At 65.9% G+C, this 23484-nt stretch carries 23 protein-coding genes; 15 read left to right on the top strand and 8 right to left on the bottom strand.

The annotated features are described in order from the left end of the window. Nucleotides 1-87: 87 nt before the first annotated feature. Nucleotides 88-750, top strand: a complete 663-nt coding sequence (locus GZH52_RS08820; RefSeq protein WP_163316112.1) for a YecA family protein — start codon at nt 88-90, stop codon at nt 748-750. 55 nt (nt 751-805) lie between these two features. Here GZH52_RS08820 and GZH52_RS08815 read toward each other — a convergent pair whose 3' ends face one another. Genes GZH52_RS08815 through GZH52_RS08800 form a run of 4 tightly spaced genes read right to left on the bottom strand, consistent with a single transcriptional unit; the run spans nt 806 to nt 5313 of the window. Continuing rightward, nucleotides 806-1351 carry an ABC-type transport auxiliary lipoprotein family protein gene (locus tag GZH52_RS08815; protein WP_163316111.1) on the bottom strand — a complete coding sequence of 182 codons (546 nt, stop codon included), beginning with the start codon at nt 1349-1351 and terminating at the stop codon, nt 806-808. Then, entirely contained in the window at nt 1348-2997 is a 1650-nt protein-coding gene (gene pqiB, locus GZH52_RS08810; protein ID WP_163316110.1) for an intermembrane transport protein PqiB, read from the bottom strand. The genes GZH52_RS08815 and pqiB overlap by 4 nt, the downstream gene beginning before the upstream one ends. After that, a complete protein-coding gene (locus tag GZH52_RS08805; RefSeq protein ID WP_163316109.1) occupies nt 2990-4216 on the bottom strand; it encodes a paraquat-inducible protein A in 1227 nt (408 codons plus the stop codon). The genes pqiB and GZH52_RS08805 overlap by 8 nt, the downstream gene beginning before the upstream one ends. Further along, nucleotides 4216-5313: a hypothetical protein gene (locus tag GZH52_RS08800; protein ID WP_163316108.1), complete on the bottom strand. Its 1098-nt coding sequence runs from the start codon at nt 5311-5313 to the stop codon at nt 4216-4218. The genes GZH52_RS08805 and GZH52_RS08800 overlap by 1 nt, the downstream gene beginning before the upstream one ends. Before the next feature lie 251 nt (nt 5314-5564). Between GZH52_RS08800 and ribA the strand changes: the two genes are divergently transcribed. Continuing rightward, nucleotides 5565-6158 carry a GTP cyclohydrolase II gene (gene ribA, locus GZH52_RS08795; protein WP_163316107.1) on the top strand — a complete coding sequence of 198 codons (594 nt, stop codon included), beginning with the start codon at nt 5565-5567 and terminating at the stop codon, nt 6156-6158. Nucleotides 6159-6299: 141 nt separating this feature from the next. On the opposite strand, the gene GZH52_RS08790 is transcribed toward ribA, so the two are convergent. From GZH52_RS08790 to GZH52_RS08780, 3 genes are read right to left on the bottom strand one after another with little or no spacing between them, the layout of a single operon-like run. After that, complete coding sequence (locus GZH52_RS08790; protein ID WP_163316106.1) at nt 6300-7028, bottom strand: UDP-2,3-diacylglucosamine diphosphatase; 729 nt, start codon at nt 7026-7028, stop codon at nt 6300-6302. Nucleotides 7029-7083: 55 nt separating this feature from the next. After that, complete coding sequence (locus tag GZH52_RS08785; protein WP_163316105.1) at nt 7084-7575, bottom strand: peptidylprolyl isomerase; 492 nt, start codon at nt 7573-7575, stop codon at nt 7084-7086. 10 nt (nt 7576-7585) lie between these two features. Further along, on the bottom strand, nt 7586-8158 hold the full coding sequence (locus GZH52_RS08780) for a peptidylprolyl isomerase (protein ID WP_163316104.1): 573 nt from the start codon (nt 8156-8158) through the stop codon (nt 7586-7588). Between the two features lie 54 nt (nt 8159-8212). Here GZH52_RS08780 and GZH52_RS08775 point away from each other — a divergent pair, with 54 nt between their 5' ends. The 3 genes from GZH52_RS08775 (at nt 8213) to GZH52_RS08765 (ending at nt 11452) form a co-directional block, all read left to right on the top strand. Next, nucleotides 8213-8563 carry a DMT family protein gene (locus GZH52_RS08775; RefSeq protein ID WP_163316103.1) on the top strand — a complete coding sequence of 117 codons (351 nt, stop codon included), beginning with the start codon at nt 8213-8215 and terminating at the stop codon, nt 8561-8563. Nucleotides 8564-8721: 158 nt separating this feature from the next. After that, entirely contained in the window at nt 8722-9960 is a 1239-nt protein-coding gene (locus tag GZH52_RS08770) for an outer membrane protein transport protein (RefSeq protein ID WP_163316102.1), read from the top strand. Nucleotides 9961-10144: 184 nt separating this feature from the next. Beyond that, entirely contained in the window at nt 10145-11452 is a 1308-nt protein-coding gene (locus tag GZH52_RS08765; RefSeq protein WP_163316101.1) for an OmpP1/FadL family transporter, read from the top strand. Nucleotides 11453-11507: 55 nt separating this feature from the next. Here GZH52_RS08765 and ppk2 read toward each other — a convergent pair whose 3' ends face one another. After that, entirely contained in the window at nt 11508-12560 is a 1053-nt protein-coding gene (gene ppk2, locus GZH52_RS08760) for a polyphosphate kinase 2 (protein ID WP_163316100.1), read from the bottom strand. Nucleotides 12561-12708: 148 nt separating this feature from the next. Here ppk2 and GZH52_RS08755 point away from each other — a divergent pair, with 148 nt between their 5' ends. The 10 genes from GZH52_RS08755 (at nt 12709) to clpX (ending at nt 23383) form a co-directional block, all read left to right on the top strand. Continuing rightward, entirely contained in the window at nt 12709-14394 is a 1686-nt protein-coding gene (locus GZH52_RS08755; RefSeq protein ID WP_163316099.1) for a glutamine--tRNA ligase/YqeY domain fusion protein, read from the top strand. A 91-nt stretch (nt 14395-14485) separates the two neighbouring features. Continuing rightward, nucleotides 14486-15856, top strand: coding sequence for a cysteine--tRNA ligase (gene cysS / locus GZH52_RS08750; protein ID WP_163316098.1), 1371 nt, complete (start codon nt 14486-14488; stop codon nt 15854-15856). A 106-nt stretch (nt 15857-15962) separates the two neighbouring features. Beyond that, the gene (rpmE, locus tag GZH52_RS08745; RefSeq protein WP_136552322.1) at nt 15963-16178 is read left to right on the top strand and encodes a 50S ribosomal protein L31; all 216 of its coding nucleotides are present in this window, start codon (nt 15963-15965) and stop codon (nt 16176-16178) included. Nucleotides 16179-16305: 127 nt separating this feature from the next. Next, nucleotides 16306-17952, top strand: coding sequence for an ArnT family glycosyltransferase (locus tag GZH52_RS08740; protein ID WP_163316097.1), 1647 nt, complete (start codon nt 16306-16308; stop codon nt 17950-17952). Nucleotides 17953-18067: 115 nt separating this feature from the next. Beyond that, nucleotides 18068-19000 (top strand): cysteine synthase A, encoded by a 933-nt coding sequence (cysK, locus tag GZH52_RS08735; RefSeq protein WP_163316096.1) that lies wholly within the window; start codon nt 18068-18070, stop codon nt 18998-19000. Between the two features lie 39 nt (nt 19001-19039). Beyond that, nucleotides 19040-19507, top strand: a complete 468-nt coding sequence (locus tag GZH52_RS08730) for a hypothetical protein (RefSeq protein WP_163316095.1) — start codon at nt 19040-19042, stop codon at nt 19505-19507. Continuing rightward, entirely contained in the window at nt 19504-19902 is a 399-nt protein-coding gene (locus tag GZH52_RS08725; protein WP_163316094.1) for a YchJ family protein, read from the top strand. The genes GZH52_RS08730 and GZH52_RS08725 overlap by 4 nt, the downstream gene beginning before the upstream one ends. 233 nt (nt 19903-20135) lie before the next feature. Next, nucleotides 20136-21443, top strand: coding sequence for a trigger factor (gene tig / locus GZH52_RS08720; RefSeq protein WP_163316093.1), 1308 nt, complete (start codon nt 20136-20138; stop codon nt 21441-21443). Between the two features lie 25 nt (nt 21444-21468). Next, the gene (gene clpP / locus GZH52_RS08715) at nt 21469-22092 is read left to right on the top strand and encodes an ATP-dependent Clp endopeptidase proteolytic subunit ClpP (protein WP_163316092.1); all 624 of its coding nucleotides are present in this window, start codon (nt 21469-21471) and stop codon (nt 22090-22092) included. Between the two features lie 16 nt (nt 22093-22108). Further along, nucleotides 22109-23383, top strand: coding sequence for an ATP-dependent Clp protease ATP-binding subunit ClpX (clpX, locus tag GZH52_RS08710; protein WP_163316091.1), 1275 nt, complete (start codon nt 22109-22111; stop codon nt 23381-23383). Nucleotides 23384-23484: the final 101 nt, after the last annotated feature.

Here is a 23484-nt window from a genome sequence, read left to right as displayed (position 1 = left end):
CTTACCCGAAATGGATTGCTTGCGTCGTCGCCGGCGCGCGTTTGAGGCGTTACAATGCCAGAAGATACCTACCCGAGGATTCCGACCATGACCGTACAGGCTTTTACCGACGCCGATCTCGCCCGTCTCGAGGCGTTGCTGACGCCGCTCTCGGCGGACGGCTCGACCATGCGCGCCGACGAGGTGCAGGGCTTCTTCTGCGCGGTGGCCAGCGGCCCGGACGCCTTGCCGTTCGACGAGGTGCTGGCCGAGGTGCTGGGCGACGCGCCGGGCTTTGCCGGGGACGCCGAGGCGGCCGAGGCGCGCGAACTGTTGACCCGCATGTATTTCCACGTCGAACAGCAACTGGCGGCCGGCCAGTTGCCCGAGATGCTCCTCTACGAGGACGACGACGGCGAAGCCGACTACTGGCCGTGGTGCAATGCCTACCTGTATGCGCTGGACGTGGTGCCGACCGACTGGTTCGAGACCGCCGACGACGAGGGCTTCGAGGATCTGCTCTACCCGGTGATGGCGCTGGGCGGCATCTTCGAGCAGGAAGACGGCGAGGACCTGGTCACCTTCACCGACGCCGAGATCGAGGGCTTCAAGGACGAACTGGAAGAGGCGGTGCTGGCCGTCTACGGCTACTGGCGCGCTAAGCAAAATGCGCCGGTGACCCTGCGCCGCGAAGGCGACAAGGTCGGCCGCAACGACCCCTGTCCGTGCGGCAGCGGCAAGAAGTACAAGGCCTGCTGCGGCAAGGCATAAGTTTCTCGCTTGCAGTCCCTAAACAAAGACCCGGCCTCGGCCGGGTCTTTTTGCTTCAGCGCGGCAGCGGACGCGCCGCGATTTCGCCGGCGAGGCGGTCGACGCCTTCGCCCAGCGCCTCGGCGAGCGCCGCGTAACCGTCTCCCTGCTGAGGCACGCGGATGTCGAACGGCCAGCGCTCCTGCGCCTTGCCGTCGCTGGTGATGAAACGGTAATGGCCGCCGACGCGGGCGGTGCCGTCGTCGCTGCCGCCAAACTCGGACACCTCGACCAGCACGCGCGGCGCGGCGCGCCCGTCGTCCGCAAGCCACGCGCGGCCGGTGCGCTTGGCGAGCCGCTCGGCCAGCGCACGGCGCAGCATCGGCTGCGGTGCTTCGGCCCACTGGTGAAACTGCGCGAGGCTGACCCGCACCGGCCCTTGCCGGTACGCGATGCTCGGCGAGGCGAGGTAGCCGGCAAGCCTGACGTCGACGCCGGCGGCACCTTCGCTCACGGTGGCCGGTGTGTCCGCAGCCGGCGGCAACAGGTAGTAGCGGACGTCGGGCGTGCCCGCGCACGCGGCAAGCATGAGCGGCAGGCACAGGGCGAGGAGGCGGGTCACGGGCGGGCTCCTTTCGGGGTCGGGTCGGTGTCGTTGCGGTCGAACAAGAGGGCGTTCGGTTGCGCATCGAGCGTGCGCACCAGCGGGCGCGCGTTTTGCAGCAGCTGGTTGAGCGTCGACAGCGTCTGCGTGAGTTCCTGGTACGCCGCCGAGTCGGCCGAGAAGGCGGCCGCGCTCTGGCGCAGCTGCTCGAGGGTCTTGCGAGCGTCCCCCGGCAGCGCCTGCGTCTGCGGGTTGGCGACGAGCTTGTCGATTTCGCCCATCAGCACGCGGGTGCGCTCGGCCGCGTCACGGGTGCTGGCAAGGGCTTCATCGGCGTTGTTCAGCGTGTCCTCGAGCTTGAGCGCGTTGAGCTTGTCCAAGAGCGCGATCACCTTGTTCTCGATTTGCGACAGGCCGCCGCTGTCGCTGGCCGGCAGCACCGGGTAGGTGCGGAAGGGCTTGGGCAGCGCGCGGGCCTTCTTGCCGCTGAAGTCGAGGTCGACGAACAGCGCGCCCGAGAGCAGGTTGCCGGTCTTCAGGCGGGCGACCATGCCGTTCTTGATGCTGTCGGCGACGCGCGCCTGCCAGTAGCCGGCCGGGCGCTTGCTCGCGTCCGGGTCGAAGCGGCCGACCTCCAGGTTGATCAGCACCGGGATGCCGACGTTGCCGCCGGTCTTCTTCGGGCCGATGTCGAGCGAGGTCAGCGGCACGGCGGCGACCGAACCGACGCGGATGCCGCGGTACTCGACCGGCGCGCCGACGGTCAGCCCGCGCACCGATTCGTTGAACAGCACGACGTAGGGCAGTTGCTGTTCGTAGTAGAGGTTGCGTGCGTTCTCCTCGCTCGCGTACAGCATGAAGCGCGACTGGTTGCCGACCGCGTCGCCCAGCGAGTGGCCGGGCGGCACGTCGAAGGCGATGCCGCCCGAGAGCAGGGTCTGCACCGAACCGACGTTCAGCTGCAGGCCGGCGGCGGTCAGCGCGAGGTTGACGCCGCTGGAGACCCAGAAGCGCGAGTTGCTGGTGACGAGGCGGTCGTACGGACGGTGGATGAAGATCTGGTAGCGCATCTGCCGCGCCTCGGTGTCGAACTGCGCCTTCTCGACGCGGCCGACCTCGTAGTGCTGGAACAGCACCGGCGAGCCGACGCCGACGGTCGGCACGTCGCGCGCGTCCAGCGTCAGCCTGAGGCCGGGCACGTCCGGCGCGGTGACCGGCGGCGCGGACAGGATGTTGAAGCTGTGCTGTTTCTGCCCGCTCTTGCCCGGCTGGAACTGGATATACGCGCCGGAGAGCAGGGTGGAGAGGCCGCTGACGCCGCCGGAGTCGACCCGCGGGCGCACCACCCAGAACTGGCTGTCGCTAAAGAGCAGCGGCGCGGCGCTCTTGTCGAGCTGGGCGGTGGCGATCACGGTGTCGCCCTTGTCCGACAGGCTGACCGACGTCACCCGGCCGATGGCGACGTCGCGCACCTTGATCGGCGTCTTGCCCGCCTCGATGCCCTCGGCGCTCGGCATGGTCAGCGTGATTTCCGGCCCCTGGTTGCGCCAGGTGTCGTACACCATCCACAGGCCGACGCCGATGGCCAAAAGCGGGATCAGCCAGACCAGCGAGAGCTGGCGCAGACGGCCCAGGCGGGCGCTAGGGGGCGATTGTTCAGTCATGGCGAGTTCTTTCCTGTTCGGCGTCCCACACCAGACGCACGTCGAAACACATGGCGGCGAGCATGGTGAACACCACCATGCCGGCGAAGGAGAGGGCGGCGACGCCCGGGTAGATCGACATCAGCTGGCCCATCTGCACCAGCGCGACCATCAGCGAGACCACGAACACGTCGACCATCGACCAGCGGCCGATGAATTCGACGACGCGGTAGAGCTGGGTGTGGCGGCGCGCGTCGTGGAAGGGGTGCCGGCTCGCGATCAAGAGCAAAATCAGCGCGAGGAACTTGGCGATCGGGATCAGCACGCTGGCGACCAGGATCACCAGCGCGACCGGGTAGGAGCCCAGCTGCCACAGCAGCAGCACGCCTTGCAGGATGGTCGACGGGTCGCTCCTGCCCAGGTATTCGGTGACCATGATCGGGTAGAGGTTGGCCGGCACGTACAGCACGATGGCGGTCACGAGGAAGGCCAGCGTCAGCTGCACGCTGTGCGCGCGGCGGCGGGCCAGCGTCGAGAAGCAGCGCGTGCAGCGGCGCTGCCCCTTGTCGTGCGGCGCGCCGCAGTGCGGGCAGAAGCCGTGTGCGTCCTCGGCGTTGATGGTGCGCGTATCGACGCGCGCGAGTTCCATCAGCAGCCAGTGGCCGTCGACCAGCGACACGGTGCGGGTGAGCGCGAGCGAGAACAGCAGCATCGCCCAGAACGCCTTGCCCAGCGACACGTCGGCCAGCGAGGCGAGCTTGATCACGCTGACCAGGATGGCGAGCAGGAACACGTCGGCCATCATCCACGGCCGGCAGGCGAGTGCCACCTGTGCGGCCGAGCGCATCCCGATGAGATAGCGGTCGCGGCGCAGGCCGCCGTACACGTAGAGCGTGGCGGTGAGGAACAGCGCCGGGATCAAGAGTACCGCCAGCACCAGCACGTCGGAGAGCAGCGTGAAGTCTTCCTTCAGCAGCGCGTCGGCGCTGCCCAGCAGGGTGATCTGCTGGTGTACGCCTTCGACGTTGAGCGCCATCAGCGGGAAGTTCAGGCTGAGCGTGAGGAAAAACAGCGCGCACAGCGCCCACGCCGCCACGCTGTCGTAGACGTGCACCGGCAGCGCGCACAGCGTCTCGCCGCAGCGCGGGCAGTCGGCCTTCTGCCCTTCGGCGAGGCCGGGCAGCGCGACTTTGAGGTCGCATTGCGGGCAGCGCGTGCTGTGCGCGGGGAGCGTCGGCATTATCGGCCCAGCTCCAGCGGCTCGACGTGCCGGGCCCAGTCCTGCCGGTGCAGGTGTTCGAGCCACGCATCGCCCAGCCGTGCGCTCTCGGCGATGGCTTGCCGCCACAGCCGCTTGCGCGTCGCGTCCTGCCCTGCGAAACGCTTGAAGTCGCGCCGGTCCGGCAGCCCCCCTAGGCTCAGGCTCGCCAGGTACTCGCGCGACGGCGCGACCAACAGGGTGCGTGCGTGGCCATCTGCCGCGGCGCGCCGCCACGGCAGCGCCTTGTCGAACCAGCCGGGCACGATGCGTTCGCCAAAGTGCGGGTAGAGGGTGATGCCGCCTGTGTGGGCGAAGGGGAAGTCCAGATGGTAATCGGTCAGCCCGCCGTCGCGGTAGACGCCGCGCCGCGTATCGCCCGGCAGCGAGACCGCTTCGATCAGGCCGGGGATGGCTACCGTCCCCATCAGCGCGGCGGCGATGTTATGGGTGCCCAGCGCGACGCGCCGGGTCGGCAGCGCGTCGTTTGGCGCGAACGCGAGCGCGCTTCTCGCGTCGTGGCAGAGCACGCGCTCGTAGCAGGTGCCGATGAGCCGCCGCTGAACGCCGTTGAGCGTCGCCGCCAGCGCGAGCGACGCGAACAGGGGGACGCGCGCCTCGCTGCGGCCAAGGTGGCGCGCGCGTGCGAGCAGCAGGGTCAGCCGGTAATGCGGGTGCTGGACCAGCGTGTCCCAAGTGTCGGCCGGCCCCAGCGCGTGTTCGAGCAGCGCGCGCATGGTCGCGGTCACCGATGCGCGGCTTGGCGGTTCCCCCCAGCCGGTGTCGGTGTAGAACTCGGCGAGGCGGTCGAACGCGGACGCCGCATCCGCCTGCATCGCGCAGGCGAAGCGCCAGCCGCCGATCGAAGCGCCGATGAGATCGCGATCGCGCGGCTCGCCCGAGAGCCAGCCGAACACAGCCTTGTCCAGCCCGTTGAGCCCGAGCGCCTTGGGGCCGCCCGCCGCGCCGGGCAACGTGGACACGTCGCCGGCGGCGAGGCCGGATCGGGCGAGGTGGGCGCGGGCGGTGTGGCCTGCGCGCAGGCTCAGTACCGGGTAGGGCAGGTGGATCGCGGGCATGATCGGTCTAGGGATGGACGGCCTCGGGTACGGATAATATTAAACGAATAGCATAATGCGTGCGGGTGCTGCATACGCCTTCGTTATGGAACATCCCATCCGGCTTTTCCGGATGGGGCTCGATTTTGGGAGACTCGTCCCCATCTGTCTCGTGTCGGCCGTGCGCTGCGGTCAGCTCCGGCCATTTTCTACTTTTCCGGCGGCGAGGGAGTCGTTAACATCGCCGCTCATTATGCGTTTGTGGAGTCTTCATGTCCGTTCCGCCGTCCCTGCGTCATATCGCCAGCTGCAAGCTGCCGACCCCGTGGGGGGAGTTCACGATGCACGGCTTCGAGGAAGCTTCGGGTCAGGAGCATGTCGCGCTGACCTTCGGGGACGTCTCCGGTGACGCGCCGGTGCTGGTGCGCCTGCACTCGGAATGTCTGACCGGTGACGCGCTGTTTTCCCTGCGTTGCGACTGCGGCTTCCAACTGGAGGCGGCGCTCGACGCGATCGCCGAGGCCGGCCGCGGCGCCTTGCTGTATCTCCGGCAGGAAGGGCGTGGCATCGGCCTGATCAACAAGATCCGCGCGTACAAGCTGCAGGACGCGGGTGCCGACACCGTCGAGGCGAACGAGCGGCTGGGTTTTCCGGCCGACATGCGCGACTTCACCGTCGCGCGCGACATGCTCGCTTCGCTCGGCATCGCGCGGGTGCGGGTGATGACCAACAACCCGCGCAAGGTTGCGACCCTGCAGAAGGTTGGCATCGAGGTCGCCGAGCGGGTACCGCTCAAGGTCGGCCGCAACAGCCACAACGATGCCTACCTGAACACCAAGGCGGCCAAGCTCGGCCACCTGTTCTGACTTAGAACCTGTTCACGATCTGCTGCGCATCAGCGATACGGCGCCCTCAACAGCTTCGAAATGCTCATGTACAAGCTGTACATTCCGCTTTCTCAGCCGTTTTCGCCTTGTCTCGCCCTCGGCGAGATCGTGAACACGCTCTTAGCGGGCCGCGCCAAGTCCCAGCGCGGCCAAGCCGTTTTCATCCAGCCTCAGGTAACCGCCGGCGCCATCGTGCCAGTCGGCGATCACCCAGCGCCGCATCTTGCCGTCCGCCACCGGGTAGCAGCCCGGGCGGTGGGTGTGCCCGTGCACCAACGTAGGCCAGCCGTACGGCTCAAGCAGCGCCGCCAGGCCTTCGGCGGTGACGTCGCCTTCCTCGGTATACCCCTGCGCGGCCTTCTGGCCTTCGCTTTGTGTGCGCGCCGCGCGCGCGATCGCGTGCCGCTCGGCGAGCGGCCGCGCTAGCAGCGCTGCCTGCCACTGGGCTTGGCTGCGCAGCGCTCGGAACGTCTGGTAGGCGGTGTCGGCGGTACACGCGACATCGCCGTGGCTGAGCAAGAGACGCCGGCCGTACGCCTCAATCAGCGTAGGGTCGGCTAGCAGGCGGGCGCCGCTGGCGTGCTCGAAGCCCTCGCCCAGCAGGAAGTCGCGGTTGCCGTGCATCACGTAAAGCGGCGTCTGTGCCGAGAAGCGTGCGAGTGCGTCCAGCATGCGCGCGTTAAACGGCGAGAGCGCGTCGTCGTCGCCGACCCAGTATTCGAACAGGTCGCCGAGGATGTACAGCGCGTCGATCTGTCCGCCCCAGGCGTCAAGCGTGCGCTCGAAGAGTTCGGCAAGCTCGGGGTGTTCTTCGGACAGGTGCAGGTCGGAAATGAAATGGATGGCCATGGTCTGCGTAAAAATGCCGCGCGGGGTGGCCGCGCGGCGGTGGGGCGGGTAGGGCTTAGATGACTTCGGCCTTCTCGATGACAACCGGCTCGACCGGCACGTCCTGGTGCATGCCGCTGCGGCCGGTGGCGACGGTCTTGATGCGGTCGACCACGTCTTCGCCGGCGACCACCTTGCCGAACACCGCGTAGCCCCAGCCGTTCGGCGTCTCGGACTGGAAGTTCAGGAAGTCGTTGTCGGCGACGTTGATGAAGAACTGCGCGGACGCCGAGTGCGGGTCCGGGGTACGTGCCATCGCCAGCGTGTAGCGCGCGTTCTTCAAGCCGTTGTTCGCCTCGTTCTTGATCGGGTCGCGGGTCTTCTTCTGCTTCATCTTGGCGTCGAAGCCACCGCCCTGGATCATGAAGCCGTTGATCACGCGGTGGAAGATGGTGCCGTCGTAGTGGCCTTCCTTCACGTACTGCTCGAAGTTGGCGGCGGATAGCGGCGCCTTCTCGTGGTCCAGTTCGATTTCGATGGTGCCGAAGTTGGTCGTCAGTTTGATCATGGGGTCTCCTTTACTTGTCGGACTTGATGATGACTTTTTGCACGACGACGGGCGAGAGCGGCACGTCGTCCATGCCGCCCACGTAGCCGGTGCGGCTCTTGGCGATGCGCTGCACGACGTCCATGCCGCGCGTGACCTTGCCGAACACCGCGTAACCCCAGCCTTGCGGGGTCTTCGTGCGGTGGTCGAGGAAGTCGTTGTCGGCGACGTTGATGAAGAACTGGCTGGTCGCCGAGTCGGGGTTGCTGGTGCGCGCCATCGCAAGGGTGCCGGTGCTGTTCTTCAGGCCGTTGTCGGCTTCGTTGGCGATGGGCGCGCGGGTCGGCTTTTGCACGAGCTCGCCCTTTTGCAGCGCGAAGCCGCCGCCTTGCACCATGAAACCGTCGATCACCCGGTGGAACAGCGTGCCGTCGTAATGGCCGGCGCGTGCGTAGGCGAGGAAGTTGGCGACCGTCTTCGGCGCCTTCTGCGCGTCCAGCGTGACCTCGATGGTCCCCTTGTTGGTGACGAAGTCGACCACCGGTGCGGCGAGCGCCCCCAGTGGCAGGGCGGCGACGGCACAAGCGGCAAGCAGGCGTTTCATCGGCGTCTTTCTCTTAGAATGGCGGGTTTTCCAGTTTGCGGATTCTAGCACAGCATGTTTGCCAGCCACCCCGTCGCCAGTGCCGTCGGCCTGCTCATCCTCTCCAACATCTTCATGTCCTTCGCGTGGTACGCGCACCTGAAGGATCTCGCGCTGCGCCCGTGGTACGTCGCCGCGCTGATCAGCTGGGGCATCGCGCTGTTCGAGTACCTGCTGCAGGTGCCGGCCAACCGCATCGGCTTTACCGCGCTCAGCCTCGCCCAGCTGAAGATCCTGCAGGAGGTGATCTCGCTGACCGTGTTCGTGCCGTTCGCGGTGCTCTATATGCAGCAACCGTTCAAGTGGGACTACCTGTGGGCGGCGCTGTGCATGGTCGGCGCGGTCTATTTCATGTTCCGCAGCTAAATTTTCACTGGCAATTGAATGCAAATAGACTAATTGGCGTGTGATTGCTTGCCTGATTCGAATCTTGGCTCTAGACTCTGCGCTCTAAAAAGCGAGCGATGATTTTTAATATTGCCCCTGTCCTGCCATTGGCGGCGCATGCCGCCGGAAAGATTCGAGTGAACAAGAAGAACCGTTTCGGCGCGCGTCTCGCGTTGCCTGCCCTGATCGCCGCCGCCCTGGCGCCCGCCGCGCACGCCGCCGGCTTCCAGCTCTCCGAGCAGAGCATCGTCGGCCTCGGCCGCGCGCACGCCGGTGCCGGTGTGGCGGGGGACGACCTCTCCAGCGTGTTCTACAACCCGGCTGGCATGGTGCTGCACCGCGGCACGCAGATCCAGGGCGGCATCACCTACGCAGAGATCGACGCGCCGTTCACCGCGGAAGGCGGCCAGAAGGAAAACAGCCGCGCCGCGGGCGAGGTGATCCCGCAGGGCTTCTTCGTCAAGGAAATCAACGAGCGCACCCGCTTCGGCTTCGGCGTGACCGTGCCGTTCGGTCTCGGCTCCAGCCACGACGAGAACTGGATCGGTCGCGGCGACGGTATCGAAGCGCACATCATGACCGTCGACTTCAACCCCTCGCTCGCCTACCAACTGGACGACAAGTGGAGCGTTGGCGGTGGCGTGTCCGCGCAGTATGCGAAGGCCAGCCTGAAGAAGGGGGCTTTTGGTGTGGCGAGCGGAGAGATCGACGCCGATAGCTGGGCGTTCGGCTACAACCTTGGCGTGATGTATCAGGCGAGTGCCGATACCCGTGTCGGCCTGTCTTACCGCTCCAAGGTCGAGCATAAGGCGGATGGGGATTACACGGTTGAAGGAGTTCCTCCTCAAGTGGAGGCCGTTATGGGTAAGTTGAACGGCGTCTATGGCGGCTCTGCCGACGTGACCGTGCCCGAGTCGGTGCTGCTGTCCGCCTACCACCGTGTGGATCCGAAACTGGCGCTGACCGGCAGCCTGCGCTGGAGCAACTGGAAACGTTTCGACCAGTTGGTGATCGAGAACGACAGTGGCAAGCTTCCGGCTTCGACGATTGACAACAGCTGGAAAGAAAGCTGGTTCGCGTCGGTCGGCGCCGATTACGCGTACAGCGACAGGCTGACCCTGCGCGGCGGCGTCGCCTACGAAACCAGCCCGGTCCCGAGCGCCGAGTATCGCAACCCGCTGATCCCCGACCGCGACCGCGTGTGGCTGAGCGTCGGCGGCAGCTACGCGCTTGAGAAGAACATGACGCTCGACGTTGGCTACACCTACCTGATCGGTACTGGCGACGACGAGATCAACTCGAAGTCCGGCCTCAAGGGCAAGTACGACTCGATCACCGGCCACCTGCTCGGCGTCGGTCTGCAGTACCGTTTCTGAGCCGCTTGAGCCCCTTCCAGAACGCCGCCCATCCGGGCGGCGTTTTTCATGCGTGAGCACTCGCACCTTGCGAAGCATCATGCGTAAAAGATAGACTCCGTTCCCTTTTAAACAAGTGTGTCCACCCAGTGGCCGGGATGACCGGCCACTGGGTGGACGGGCTTTTCACGGAGTCTTGCGAGCGATGCGGCCTGTCTTCCCCTTTGTTTCTGTCCTGTCCCTGTCCCTGTTGTCCGCCGCTGCGCAGGCGGCGGGCTTCCAGCTCTCCGAGCAGAGCGTGGTTGGCCTTGGCCGCGCGCACGCCGGTGCCGGCGTGGCGGGGGACGACCTCTCCAGCGTGTTCTACAACCCGGCCGGCATGGTGCTGGTCGAAGGCGAAGCGCTGCAGTTTGGCGCGACCTACGCCGAACTCGACGCGCCGTTTGCCGGGCAGAACACAACCTACTGGCCAGTTGCCCAAGGAGGTCCGCAGACGCAGGCAGGTGCTGACAACGGCCGCGCACCGGGCGAACTGGTGCCGTCGTTCTTCTACGTACGCCGGCTGGACGAGCGCTTGGTCGCGGGTCTGGGCCTGACCGTGCCGTTCGGGCTGGGTGCGCGTTATGGCGACAACTGGTTCGGCCGCGACCACGGCATTTCCAGCTCGATCAAGACGCTGGACATCAATCCGTCACTCGCCTACCGCGTCAACGAGCGCTGGAGCATCGGCGGCGGCGTGTCGGCGCAGTACGCCGACGCCAAGCTCAAGCAGGGCGGTTTCGACCCGGTGCACGGCGAGGCGTACGGCCAGCTCAAGGCCGACAGCTGGGGCTTCGGCTACAACGCGGGCGTGCTCTACCAGCCGGATGCAGAACGCCGGGTCGGCCTGTCGTTCCGCTCCAAGGTCCGCCACAAGGCCGAGGGTGACTACACCAATGCAGGATTTTCCGGTGGTTTTGCTGGATTGAACGGACGCTACCCCGGTCACGCAGTGGTCACCACGCCGGAGACCCTGTTGTTGTCCGGCTGGCAACGCGTCTCGCCGCAATGGGCGCTGAGCGGCTCGCTGCGCTGGAGCAACTGGAGCCGCTTCGACACCCTGAGCGTGCACGGCAGCCCGACCGATCACATCTATGGCAACGGGCCGACCCTGATCCGCAACCACTGGCGCGACAGCTGGTTCGCGTCGCTCGGCGCCGATTACGCCTACAGCGACAAGCTGACCCTGCGCGGCGGCGTCGCTTACGAGACGACGCCGGTGCCGGACGACGCGCACCGCAACGCGCTGATTCCCGACACCGACCGCATCTGGCTGAGTCTGGGCGCGAGCTACCGGGTCAGCCGCGCGCTCAGCCTCGACGCCGGCTACACCTATTTGCGCGGCGTCGGCTCGCGCGGCATCGATCATGTGGTGACCAGCCCGAAACCGAATAGTACGGTGAGCCGCCTCACCGGCGAATACGGCCGCCTGAGCGGCCACCTGTTCGGCCTGCAGCTGCAGTACCGGCTGTAAACTCGAGAAAAAAGGGCGCCGGCAAGGGCGCCCTGGTTGCGTGTGCAGTCGTGCTTCAGAACGATTCGATCAGCTTTTCGGCGTCGCCCAACAGGCTGGTCGGGCCGACGATCAGCGGGTCAGGTGCGCTGGCGATCCTGGGGTTCTTGTCTGGGTAGTCGAGCGCGGCCAGGAAGTGGCGCAGGCAGTTGAGGCGGGCGCGCTTCTTGTCGTCGGACTTGACCACCGTCCACGGTGCGTCGGCGGTGTCGGTGTGGAAGAACATCGCCTGCTTGGCCGCGGTGTAGTCGTCCCAGCGGTCGAGCGACTGGATGTCAATCGGCGACAGTTTCCAGTGCTTGAGCGGGTCGTCGCGGCGGGAGATGAAGCGGCGCAGCTGTTCCTCGCGGCTGACCGAGAACCAGAACTTGAACAGGCGGATGCCGCTGTTCACCAGCATGCGCTCGAGTTGCGGCGTCTGGCGCAGGAACTCTAGGTACTCGTTCGGGCGGCAGAACCCCATCACCCGTTCGACGCCGGCGCGGTTGTACCACGAGCGGTCGAAGAACACGATCTCGCCTGCGGTCGGCAAGTGGCCCACGTAGCGCTGGAAATACCACTGGCCGCGCTCGACGTCGGACGGCTTCTCCAGCGCGACCACGCGCGCGCCGCGCGGGTTCAGGTGTTCCATGTAGCGCTTGATGGTGCCGCCCTTGCCGGCGGCGTCGCGCCCCTCGAACAGGATGACGATCTTCTGCCCGCTCTCGCGCACCCAGTTCTGCACCTTCAGAAGCTCGATCTGCAGCTCGGCCTTCTGTTTTTCGTAGTCGTTGCGCCGCATGCGGCTGCGGTACGGGTAGGTGTCCGGCAGCGGAGCGCTCGCACTGTCCTCGTCGCTGCCGTGCGGTGCCTGCGACACCAGGGTCGCGACCGGCCCCGCGCTGGCTGCCTCTATTTCGTGCACGGTCTGCTCGTGCGCCTTGCGGGTCGCGTCTGCGAGCGGAGTGCGGGCGCCGCGCTTGCGCGGCGCGGGCTTCGCCGGTGCCGCGTCGTTTTCGGCGTGGACTTCGGGTTGCGGGAGTGCCTCGGCAGGGAGGGTTTCGTCTATGGCATCCTTGTGCTTTTGCATGGCTTCACCTCGTTGCGGTCGCTTTCATTTTATGACTACATTCTAGCGCGGCGGACGTGTCGCAAGCGAGTCTCGGGTGCGCTACTCGGAAAGCGCGTCCCGTTCGGTTACAATCCGAAAATTCGACGTTTGCAACAGATACACGGACATGAGTACGGACAACAGCGCGCCAGCGGTCAGCAACTTCATTCGCAGCATCATTGACGAGGACCTGGCCTCCGGCAAGCACCAGGGGATTGTCACCCGCTTCCCGCCGGAGCCCAACGGCTACCTGCACGTCGGCCACGCCAAGTCGATCTGCCTGAACTTCGGCCTGGCCGACGACTACCAGGGCAAGTGCAACCTGCGCATGGACGACACCAACCCCGAGAAGGAGTCTGACGAGTACGTGCAGGCGATCAAGGAGGGGGTCGAGTGGCTGGGCTTCAAGTGGGACGGCCAGGTGCGCTTCGCGTCCGACTACTTCGACGCGCTGTTCGGCTACGCGGTCGAGTTGATCAAGGCCGGCAAGGCGTTTGTCGACGACCTGTCGGCTGAAGAGATGCGCGCCTACCGCGGCAGCCTGACCGAGCCGGGCCGCGAGAGCCCGTACCGCAGCCGCACGGTCGAGGAGAACCTCGACCTCTTCATGCGCATGCGCGATGGCGAGTTCGCCGACGGCAGCAAGACGCTGCGCCTGAAGATCGACATGGCTTCGCCCAACATCAACCTGCGCGACCCGGTGATCTACCGCATCCGCCGCGCGCACCACCACCGTACCGGCGACAAGTGGTGCATCTACCCGATGTACGACTACACCCACTGCATCTCGGACGCGATCGAGGGCATTACGCACAGCCTGTGCACGCTCGAGTTCGAGGATCATCGCCCGCTGTACGACTGGGTGCTCGACAACATCTCGATCGGCTGCCACCCGCGCCAGTACGAGTTCTCGCGCCTCGAGCTGATGTACGCGCTGACGTCCAAGCGCAAGCTCAACCAGCTGGTGGTCGACGGCGTGGTGTCCGGCTGGGACGACCCGCGCATGCCGACCATCGCCGGCATGCGCCGCCGCGGCATGAGCCCGGCCGGCATCCGCCTGTTCGCGCAGCGCATCGGCGTGTCGCGCAGCGAGAACGTGGTCGACATGAGCGTACTCGAAGGCGCGGTGCGTGACGCGCTCGAAGGCGAGGCGCCGCGCGTGATGGCGGTGGTCAACCCGCTGAAGGTCACGCTGACCAACTACGACGACGCGCTGACCGCGTTCCGTTCGGCGCCGTTCCATCCGCAGCATCCCGAATTCGGCGAGCGTGACGTGCCGCTGTCGCGCGAGATCTGGATCGAGCGCGACGACTTTGCCGAAGTGCCGCCGCCGAAATGGCAGCGCCTGACCGCCGGTGGCGAGGTCCGCCTGCGCTACAGCTACGTGATCCGCTGCGACGAGGTGGTGAAGGACGAGACGGGCGAGGTGGTCGAGCTCAAGTGCTCGATCGACCACGACACCCTCGGCAAGAACCCGGAGGGCCGCAAGGTCAAAGGCGTGATCCACTGGGTCGGTGCCGCCCACGCGGTCGAGGCCGAGGTGCGCTGGTACGACCGGCTGTTCACCGAGGCGCGCCCGGACGCGGTGCGCGGCGAGGACGGCGAGTACGTCGACTTCCGCAACTTCCTGAGCGACAACTCGCTCAGGACCCTCACCGCCTACGTCGAACCGGTGGTGCGGGATGCCGCGCCGGAGACGCGCTACCAGTTCGAGCGCGTCGGCTATTTCGTCACCGACCGCCACGACCACGTGGCCGGCGGCCGCCCGGTGTTCAACCGCACCGTCGGCCTGAAGGACAGCTGGGCCAAGTAAGCCTGGCAAGGCCGCGTTGAATGCGCGCGGCGCAAGAGGGCGGGGCGGTGCCCCGCCTGTTTTTCCCGAGTATCAAAGACAGGTCCCTACCATGTTGAACCTTTACAACACCCTGACCCGACAGAAGGAAGTCTTCCAACCGATCGAACCTGGCAAGGCGCGCATGTACGTGTGCGGGATGACGGTTTACGACTACTGTCACCTCGGGCACGCGCGGGTGATGGTGGTGTTCGACATGGTTGCCCGCTGGTTGCGCGCGTCCGGCCTCGAGCTGACCTATGTGCGCAATATCACCGACATCGACGACAAGATCATCAAGCGTGCCGCCGAGAACGGCGAGACCATCGGCGAGCTGACCGCGCGCTTCATCGCGGCGATGAACGAGGACAGCGACGCACTGGGCGTGATCCGTCCCGACTTCGAGCCGCGCGCGACCGAATACGTGCCGGGCATGATCGCGATGATCGAGCGCCTGATCGCCAACGGCAAGGCGTACCCGGCGGCCAACGGCGACGTCTATTATGCGGTGCGCGAGTTCGCCGGCTACGGCAAGCTCTCGGGCAAGAGCCTCGACGACATGCGCGCGGGCGAGCGCGTCGACGTCGACCCGAACAAGCGCGACCCGATGGACTTCGTGCTGTGGAAGGCCGCCAAGCCGGGCGAGCCGTCGTGGGACAGCCCGTGGGGACAGGGGCGTCCGGGCTGGCATATCGAGTGCTCGGTGATGAGCGAGAAGCTGCTGGGCGAGCACTTCGATATCCACGGTGGCGGCGCCGACCTGCAGTTCCCGCACCACGAGAACGAGATTGCGCAGTCCGAGGGGGCGCACAACCACGCCTTCGTCAACTACTGGCTGCACAACGGCTTCATCCGCGTCGACAACGAGAAGATGTCGAAAAGCCTGGGCAACTTCTTCACCATCCGCGAAGTACTGCAGAAGTACGATGCCGAAGTGGTGCGCTTCTTCATCCTGCGCGCGCACTACCGCAGCCCGCTCAATTACTCGGACGCGCACCTGGACGACGCCCGTGGCGCGCTGACCCGCCTCTACACGGCGCTCAACACCACCGCTGCTGCCGAGGTCGAGGTCGACTGGTCAGGCAGTGACGCCGCGCGCCGCTTCAAGGCCGCGATGGACGACGACTTCAATACGGTCGAGGCGATGGCGGTGCTGTTCGAGTTGGCCGGCGAGGCGAACAAGGGTTCGGCCGAGGCGGCGTCTCTTTTGAAGGCGCTGGGCGGCGTATTGGGCTTGCTGCAGCGCGAGCCGGACGCCTTCCTCAAGGGCGGCAGCGTCGAGGGGGAGGTGTCGGCGGAAGAGGTCGAGGCGCTGATCGAGGCGCGCCGTGCGGCGCGCGCGGCCAAGGACTGGGCCGAATCCGACCGCATCCGCGATTTGCTGGCGAGCCAGGGTGTGCAGCTGGAAGACAAGGGCGGCGTCACCAGCTGGCGGCGCGCATGAGCCTTGCCCGTCCACGGCTTGCCACGGACGGGCAAAGCGCCGATAATGCCGAATTCTCCCAAGCAGTGCAGGCAAAACCCCTGCACCCGTACCCAAGGAAATAGCGATGAAACCGGAAATCCACCCGAACTACCACGACGTGGCTGTGACCTGCTCCTGCGGCAACCAGTTCACCACCAAGTCCACCATGGCCAAAGACACCTTCGGCGTTGAAGTGTGCTCCGAATGCCACCCGTTCTACACCGGCAAGCAGAAGATCGTCGACACCGCCGGTCGCGTGGATCGTTTCAACCAGAAATTCTCTGGTTTCTACAAGCGCTAAGCTCAGCGTTTGTACCGATCAAGGCAGCCTCAGGGCTGCCTTTTTTGTGGCCGGCCGCCGCGCGGCGGCGCGGCGCTTTCTGATAAGCTTCGGTCTTTGGCCGAATTCCTGACGGTACGGCGCGCAGATGCTGACCTATTCCCCGAACCCTGACAATACCGCCCCCGCACCGTCCGAAAGGCCGTGGCTGCTACTCCTTTTGACCTTCGCCTGGCTGTGGCCGGGCATCATCGGCCACGACCCGTGGCGGCCGGACGAGCCGTGGGTGACCGCGGCCGTGCAGGAGATGCTCGCGCGCGGCCAGTGGCTGGTGCCGACCATCGCCGGCGAGCCGCTGTTGCGCGATGCGCCGCTCTACTACTGGATCGCCGCCGCCTTCGCGCGGCTGTTTTCGCCCTGGCTGTTGCCGCTGCACGACGCCGCGCGGCTGGCGACGCCCTTCTGCATGGCGCTGGGGCTTGCGCTCGCCGGCGGGGCCGGCCGCGAGCTGGTCGGCCGACGTCACGGGCGTTCGGTCGTGCTGGTGCTGATCGGCTGCTTCGGCCTGATTGTCACCGGCCACGAGATGAACCCGGCGGTCGCCGTGTTTGCCGGCCTGTGCGGTGCCTTCTACGGCTTCGCGCTCGCGCTGCGCGCGCCGGCGCTGGGTGGCGCCGTGCTCGGCGTTTCCTGCGTATGGCTGCTGCTGTCGGGCAGCCTGTTCGAAGTGTTCCTGGTGGCCCTGCTGGCGCTGATGCTGCCTGCGTTCTCGGCGTGGCGCACGCGCCGCCACCTGATCACCTTGGCGATGGCGCTGCTGGTCGCCGTCCCGCTAGGGTCGATCTGGCCGGTCGAGTTCATGCGCGCAGAGCCGGCCGCGTTCGCGCGCTGGTGGAGCGAGTTTGCGCTCGGCCCGTTCAACGGCTTTCACCGGGTGGCGTTCTTCCACGAGGCGGGGTACTACCCGAAGACCGTGCTGTGGTACGCGTTCCCGGCGTGGCCGTTGGCCTTGTGGTCGTTGTGGCGCTCGCGAAGCCGGCTTGAACTGCCGAGGTTCCAGTTGCCGGCGCTCGCCTTTGCCGTGATGCTGGTCGTGCTCACCCTGTCTGACCGGCAGTCGACCGAGTCGGCGATGCCGCTCTTGTTGCCACTGGCCCTGCTGGCGGCGGTCGAGCTCGACTCGCTGCGCCGTGGTGCGGCCGCCTTCCTTAACTGGTTCGGCGTGATGACCTTCGGCTTTTTCGGCCTCTTGGTGTGGGCGGGCTGGCTCGCGATGAACTACGGCTGGCCCGAAAGGCTGGCGGGGCGCGCGCGCTACTTCAGTCCTTACTACACGCCCGAGGTGTCGTGGTGGGCAGCCTTGTTCGCCATGCTGGCGACCCTGGGCTGGGTGTGGGCGGTGACGCGCCGCCACCTGCGCGGGCGGCAGGCGGTCACCAACTGGGCGGCCGGCATCACGCTGTTCTGGTGGCTGGGGATGACGCTGTGGCTGCCATGGCTGGACGCTGCCAAGAGCTACCGCCCGGTCGTCGAACGGATGGTCGCCGCCTTGCCGGCGGGGCATGGATGCGTCGCCGTCACCGAGCAGGCGTGGTCGGCCCGCCTTGCGTGGCCGTACTTTGGCTCGCCGGCACTGACGCCGTACGCCGAGGGGCAGGCCGTGCCGTGCGAACTCGAGCTGGTGGTGCGGCACCGGGACGAGGGGGTTGCCGAGCCGGGCTGGCAGGTGTTGTGGAGCGGTAGCCGGCCGCGCGACAAGGATGAAAACTACGCGTTGCTCGAGCGTCTGCCCTGAGCGGTTGGCGCGGGCTTGTCGCTTTGTTTATTCTTTAAAGGTATTTTGTTTCCGGATTTTATTCCGATTAAGATTGTGTTGACGGCAAGACAGCCCATCTGACAAGGAGACTCCCATGCGCATCGCCAATTCGGTCACCGAACTGATCGGTAACACCCCGCTGGTCAAACTCAACCGCGTGACGGAGGGCTGCGTGGCCGAGGTCGTGGTCAAGCTCGAATTCTTCAATCCCGCGCATTCGGTGAAGGACCGCATCGCGGTCGCGATGATCGACGCGGGAGAGCGCGCAGGCAAGATCGGTCCGGATACGGTGATCGTCGAGCCGACCTCGGGCAATACCGGCATTGGCCTCGCGATGGTGTGCGCGGCGCGCGGTTACCGGCTGGTGATCACCATGCCGGAGACGATGAGCCGCGAGCGGCGCATGCTGCTCAAGGCTTACGGCGCGGAACTGGTGCTGACGCCGGGGCCAGAAGGCATGGGCGGGGCGATCGCCAAGGCGCGCGAACTGGTCGAGGCCAATCCGGATACCCACTTCATGCCGCAACAGTTCGAGAATCCGGCCAACCCGGCGATCCACCGCGCGACGACGGCAGAGGAAGTGTGGCGCGACACGGACGGCCAGGTCGACATCTTCGTCGCCGGGGTCGGTACCGGTGGCACTATCACCGGCGTCGGCGGTTTTCTCAAGGAGAAGAAGCCGGGCGTGCAGGTGGTCGCCGTCGAGCCGGACGCATCGCCGGTGCTCTCAGGCGGCGCCAAGGGGCCTCATCCGATCCAGGGTATTGGTGCGGGGTTTGTGCCGCCCATCCTCGACACCGGCGTGTACGACGAGATCGTCCGCGTGAAGAGCGACGACGCGTTCGCGACCGCACGCGCGCTCGCTGCACAGGAGGGCTTGCTGGTCGGCATCTCCTCCGGTGCCGCGGTATGGTCCGCGCTCGAGCTTGCGCGCCGGCCGGAAAACGCCGGCAAGCTGATCGTGGCGGTGGTGCCGTCGTTCGGCGAGCGCTACCTGTCGACGCCGCTTTACCAGGACCTGGCATGACGTCGTACCGTTTTGCTTAAAAGGGCTAGAATGTGGAGCATGAAACGACATCTGACATTTATGCTCATCGCCTTTTCGCTGACCGGTTGCGCCCAGTTGGGCCTCAAGCCGGTTACGCCGGCACCGGTGGTGCCGGCCAAGCCGGCGCAAGTAGCGCCAGCGCCGGCTGACCTGAGCGAGCGGCTGTTGTTCGAGGCGAACCGGCTCGCCGAAGAGGTCAAGGCGGGTCGTCTGACCCGTACGCAGGCGGCCGATCAGCTCGGCCGTGCGCGCATCGCCTGGGTCGGCCGCAACCCGGTCGATGACGAGACCTTCCGCCTCTACCGGCAAATCTCGGTCGAACGGGATACCGGCCAGATCAGCCAGGCCGAGTCGCAACGCAAGATGGACGACGCGCTCAAGCGCTGGCAGCGACGCTGGGTGCAGTTGCCGCTGTCCGCGCGTCCGGCCAATCCCGCGTTCACCAACTTCCTGATGAAAGTCTACGGACTGCCTCCCTTGCAATGAAAAAACGCGTGAAGTCGGCCGACTGCCCGTGCGGCAGCGGCTTGCTGCTGTCTGCCTGCTGCGGGCCCAGGCTGGCCGGCGAGCGTCCGGCCGAAACCGCCGAGGCGCTGATGCGCTCGCGCTACACCGCGTACGCGCTTGGTGACGAGGCCTACTTGTTGGCGACTTGGCACCCGTCGACCCGGCCGGACGGGCTTGACCTTGCGGCTGATCCGGTCAAGTGGGTGGGGTTGTCCGTCGAGTCGTGTACGGGCGGTCAGGCGGGCGATGCTGAGGGGCGGGTATGCTTTGTCGCGCGCTACAAGGCCGGTGGGCGAGCGGGGCGCCTCGCCGAGGATAGCCGCTTCTTGAGCGAGGACGGCCGCTGGTATTACGTCGACGGCGAGGTCGGCTGAGAGCCGCTTGCGACGTCTGCCCGTCTTTTATGTGCCAAACCCCTTGGAAAAACCGGCGAGCGTCGCCAAATGAACGCTTGCCCGTCGCGTGATATACTGCGAACCTTTTGCGGCCGGATTCGACGGCCGAGGCCGCTTTGGCCGGTAGCCCGTGGGTGCTTCCGGCCTGTCGCGGTCCGGTGCGCGCTCCCCCGTTCACTCCAACCTGTACCTACAAAGTTCAAGGATTCAACATGCAAGTTCAGCTGGAAACGTTGAGCAACCTCGAGCGTCGCCTCAGCATCGCCGTCCCGATGGCGGAAATCGACGCCAAGGCCGCCGAGCGCCTGAAGCAGGCCGCCCGCACCGCCAAGATCCAGGGCTTCCGCCCGGGCAAGGCGCCGCTCAAGATCGTCGAGGCCAACTACGGCCCGCAGATCCGTGAAGAAATCATCGGGGACACCGTCCAGCAGAGCTTCTACCGCGCCGCAGCCGAGCAGAAACTGCGCGTCGCGGGCTACCCGCGTTTCGAGCCGGCGACCGGCGAGGAAGACAAGGAAAACTTCCGCTTCGCGGCCGTGTTCGAAGTGTTTCCGGAAGTGGTGGTCGGTGACCTGACCGCCGCCGAAGTCGAGAAGCCGGTGACCCCGGTGACCGACGCGGAAATCGAGAAGACCATCGATATCCTGCGCAAGCAGCGCACCCGTTTCAACTATGTCGAGCGTGCCGCCCAGGCTGGCGACCGCGTGATCATCGACTTCAAGGGCACCATCGACGGCGAGCCGTTCGCCGGCGGTTCGTCCGAGAACTTCCCGTTCGTGCTGGGCCAGGGCCAGATGCTGGCCGACTTCGAGACCGGCGTGACCGGCCTGAAGGAAGGCGAGAGCAAGTCTGTCGAAGTGGCTTTCCCGGCTGACTACCACGGCCAGGAAGTGGCCGGCAAGACCGCCGTGTTCGAGATCACCCTGAAGAACGTTTCCGAGCCGCTGGTGCCGGAAGTGGACGCCGAGTTTGCCAAGGCGCTGGGCGTGGCCGACGGTGACGTCGAGAAGATGCGCGCCGAAGTGAAGAAGAACGTCGAGCGCGAAGTGAAGCGTCGCCTGGCTGCCCGCACCAAGGAAAACGTGATGCAGGCGCTGATCGACAGCACCAAGATCGAACTGCCGAAGGCGCTGGTCGAGATGGAAATCGGCCGCCTGATGGACCAGGCCCGCCGTGACCTGGAACAGCGCGGCATGAAGGTCAAGGACCTGCCGTTCCCGCCGGAAATGTTCACCGCACAGGCAGAACGCCGCGTCGCGCTGGGCCTGATCCTGTCGGCCGTGGTCGAGGCGAACAAGCTGGAAGCCAAGCCCGAGCAGGTCAAGGCGCTGATCGGCGAGTTCGCCGAGAGCTACGAGCAGCCGGAAGACGTCGAGAAGTGGTACTACGAGAGCGCTGACCGCCTCGAGGGCCCGACCTCGATGGTTCTCGAAGACAACGTCGTCGAGTTTGTGCTGTCGCAGGCAAAAGTGGTAGAAAAGGACGTCGCGTTCGACGCCCTGATGGGTAGCAACGCCTGATATTGATGACCGGAGTGGCCGAACTATGTCGATGATGGATCCCAAGGCCCTGGGCCTGGTGCCGATGGTGGTGGAACAGAGCGGGCGCGGCGAACGCGCCTACGATATTTACTCGCGTCTCCTCAAGGAACGCATCGTGTTCCTGGTGGGGCCCGTCACCGACGAGTCGGCCAATCTGGTCGTCGCTCAGTTGTTGTTCCTCGAGTCGGAAAACCCCGACAAGGACATCTATTTCTACATCAATTCGCCGGGTGGTTCGATCACGGCGGGCATGTCGATCTACGACACGATGAACTTCATCAAGCCCGACGTTTCCACCCTGTGTATCGGCCAGGCGGCCAGCATGGGCGCGTTCCTGCTGTCCGCGGGCGCCAAGGGCAAGCGCTTTGCGCTGACCAACAGCCGGGTCATGATCCACCAGCCGCTGATCGGCGGCCTGTCTGGCCAGGCGACCGATATCGAGATCCATGCGCGCGAGCTTTTGAAGATCAAGGCGCGCATGAACGAACTGATGGCCTTGCATACCGGCAAGACCATCGAGCAGGTCGAGCGCGACACCGAGCGCGACAATTTCATGTCGGCAGACGAGGCGCAAGCCTACGGCCTGATCGACAAGGTGCTGTCCTCCCGCCGGGACGTGACGGCCTAAGCTGACGGATTGATGCATGTCTGAAAAAAAGAGTGGCGACAAACTCCTCTACTGTTCCTTCTGCGGCAAGAGCCAGCATGAAGTGCAGCGGCTGATCGCCGGCCCCCAGGTCTATATCTGCAACGAGTGCGTCAAGCTGTGCGACGACATCATCCTCGAGGAGATGGACAAGGCCGTGCCGGCCGCCATCGAGGGCGAGGCCGCGCGCAAGCTGCCGACGCCGCAGGCGATCCGCGACGCGCTCGACCAGCACGTGATTGGGCAGGAGACCGCGAAGAAGTCGCTGGCGGTGGCGGTGTACAACCACTACAAGCGCCTCTATACGCCGTCTGCCGCGCAGGACGAGGTCGAGCTCTCCAAGAGCAACATCCTGCTGATCGGGCCGACCGGCTCTGGCAAGACTTTGCTCGCGCAGACGCTGGCGCGCCTGCTGGACGTGCCCTTCGTGATTGCCGACGCGACGACGCTGACTGAGGCGGGCTACGTCGGCGAGGACGTCGAGCACATCATCCAGAAGCTGCTGCAAAAGTGCGACTACGACACCGAGAAGGCGCAGCGCGGCATCGTCTACCTCGACGAGATCGACAAGATCTCGCGCAAGTCGGAAAACCCGTCGATTACGCGCGACGTGTCCGGCGAGGGCGTGCAGCAGGCACTGCTCAAGTTGATCGAGGGCACCGTCGCGTCCATCCCGCCGCAGGGTGGCCGCAAGCACCCGAACCAGGAGTTCATCCAGGTCGATACGACCAACATCCTGTTCATTTGCGGCGGCGCCTTCGACGGGCTGGAGAAGATCATCCGCCGCCGCTCCGAGAAGGGCGGCATCGGCTTCGGCGCCGAAGTCTCGTCCAAGGACGAAGGCAAGAGCGTGTCGACGCTGTTCAAGGAAGTCGAGCCGGAAGACCTGATCAAGTTCGGCCTGATCCCCGAGCTGATTGGCCGCCTGCCGGTGGTCGCGACGCTGGAAGAACTGGACGAGGAGGCGCTGGTCTCGATCCTGACCCAGCCGAAGAACGCGCTGGTCAAGCAGTACCAGAAGCTGTTCTCGATGGAAGACGTCGAACTCGAACTCAAGCCTTCCGCCTTGCGCCTGATCGCCAAGCAGGCGATGATCCGCAAGACGGGTGCGCGCGGCCTGCGTTCCATCCTCGAGCGCGCCTTGCTCGACACCATGTACGAACTGCCGTCGATGCAGGACGTGCAGAAGGTGGTCGTCGACGAGAAGGTGATCGACAAGGGGGACAAGCCGGTGTTCGTCTACCGCGAGAACGCGGACGAACGCTCCGCCTGACGGTGATGCCTCCGTCCGGAAACCGCCCCTCGGGGCGGTTTTTGTTTGTCGGGGCTCGCTTGAAATGCGTCGGCGCTTCCCCATCTGAAAGCTTATTGAAA

The sequence above is a fragment of the Crenobacter caeni genome, from assembly GCF_010435965.1.
GTDB lineage: Bacteria > Pseudomonadota > Gammaproteobacteria > Burkholderiales > Chromobacteriaceae > Craterilacuibacter > Craterilacuibacter caeni.
Note: the sequence above shows the minus strand (reverse complement) of the source record. Positions and strands in the feature narration are given on the sequence as shown.

Excerpts from the sequence above, each read along its gene's own strand:
- GZH52_RS08820 (WP_163316112.1), top strand. The coding sequence starts at position 88 with ATGACCGTACAGGCTTTTACCGACGCCGATCTCGCCCGTCTCGAGGCG.
- pqiB (WP_163316110.1), bottom strand. The coding sequence starts at position 2,997 with ATGACTGAACAATCGCCCCCTAGCGCCCGCCTGGGCCGTCTGCGCCAG.
- GZH52_RS08805 (WP_163316109.1), bottom strand. The coding sequence starts at position 4,216 with ATGCCGACGCTCCCCGCGCACAGCACGCGCTGCCCGCAATGCGACCTC.
- GZH52_RS08800 (WP_163316108.1), bottom strand. The coding sequence starts at position 5,313 with ATGCCCGCGATCCACCTGCCCTACCCGGTACTGAGCCTGCGCGCAGGC.
- ribA (WP_163316107.1), top strand. The coding sequence starts at position 5,565 with ATGTCCGTTCCGCCGTCCCTGCGTCATATCGCCAGCTGCAAGCTGCCG.
- GZH52_RS08790 (WP_163316106.1), bottom strand. The coding sequence starts at position 7,028 with ATGGCCATCCATTTCATTTCCGACCTGCACCTGTCCGAAGAACACCCC.
- GZH52_RS08785 (WP_163316105.1), bottom strand. The coding sequence starts at position 7,575 with ATGATCAAACTGACGACCAACTTCGGCACCATCGAAATCGAACTGGAC.
- GZH52_RS08780 (WP_163316104.1), bottom strand. The coding sequence starts at position 8,158 with ATGAAACGCCTGCTTGCCGCTTGTGCCGTCGCCGCCCTGCCACTGGGG.
- GZH52_RS08775 (WP_163316103.1), top strand. The coding sequence starts at position 8,213 with ATGTTTGCCAGCCACCCCGTCGCCAGTGCCGTCGGCCTGCTCATCCTC.
- GZH52_RS08765 (WP_163316101.1), top strand. The coding sequence starts at position 10,145 with ATGCGGCCTGTCTTCCCCTTTGTTTCTGTCCTGTCCCTGTCCCTGTTG.
- ppk2 (WP_163316100.1), bottom strand. The coding sequence starts at position 12,560 with ATGCAAAAGCACAAGGATGCCATAGACGAAACCCTCCCTGCCGAGGCA.
- GZH52_RS08755 (WP_163316099.1), top strand. The coding sequence starts at position 12,709 with ATGAGTACGGACAACAGCGCGCCAGCGGTCAGCAACTTCATTCGCAGC.
- cysS (WP_163316098.1), top strand. The coding sequence starts at position 14,486 with ATGTTGAACCTTTACAACACCCTGACCCGACAGAAGGAAGTCTTCCAA.
- rpmE (WP_136552322.1), top strand. The coding sequence starts at position 15,963 with ATGAAACCGGAAATCCACCCGAACTACCACGACGTGGCTGTGACCTGC.
- GZH52_RS08740 (WP_163316097.1), top strand. The coding sequence starts at position 16,306 with ATGCTGACCTATTCCCCGAACCCTGACAATACCGCCCCCGCACCGTCC.
- cysK (WP_163316096.1), top strand. The coding sequence starts at position 18,068 with ATGCGCATCGCCAATTCGGTCACCGAACTGATCGGTAACACCCCGCTG.
- GZH52_RS08730 (WP_163316095.1), top strand. The coding sequence starts at position 19,040 with ATGAAACGACATCTGACATTTATGCTCATCGCCTTTTCGCTGACCGGT.
- GZH52_RS08725 (WP_163316094.1), top strand. The coding sequence starts at position 19,504 with ATGAAAAAACGCGTGAAGTCGGCCGACTGCCCGTGCGGCAGCGGCTTG.
- tig (WP_163316093.1), top strand. The coding sequence starts at position 20,136 with ATGCAAGTTCAGCTGGAAACGTTGAGCAACCTCGAGCGTCGCCTCAGC.
- clpP (WP_163316092.1), top strand. The coding sequence starts at position 21,469 with ATGTCGATGATGGATCCCAAGGCCCTGGGCCTGGTGCCGATGGTGGTG.
- clpX (WP_163316091.1), top strand. The coding sequence starts at position 22,109 with ATGTCTGAAAAAAAGAGTGGCGACAAACTCCTCTACTGTTCCTTCTGC.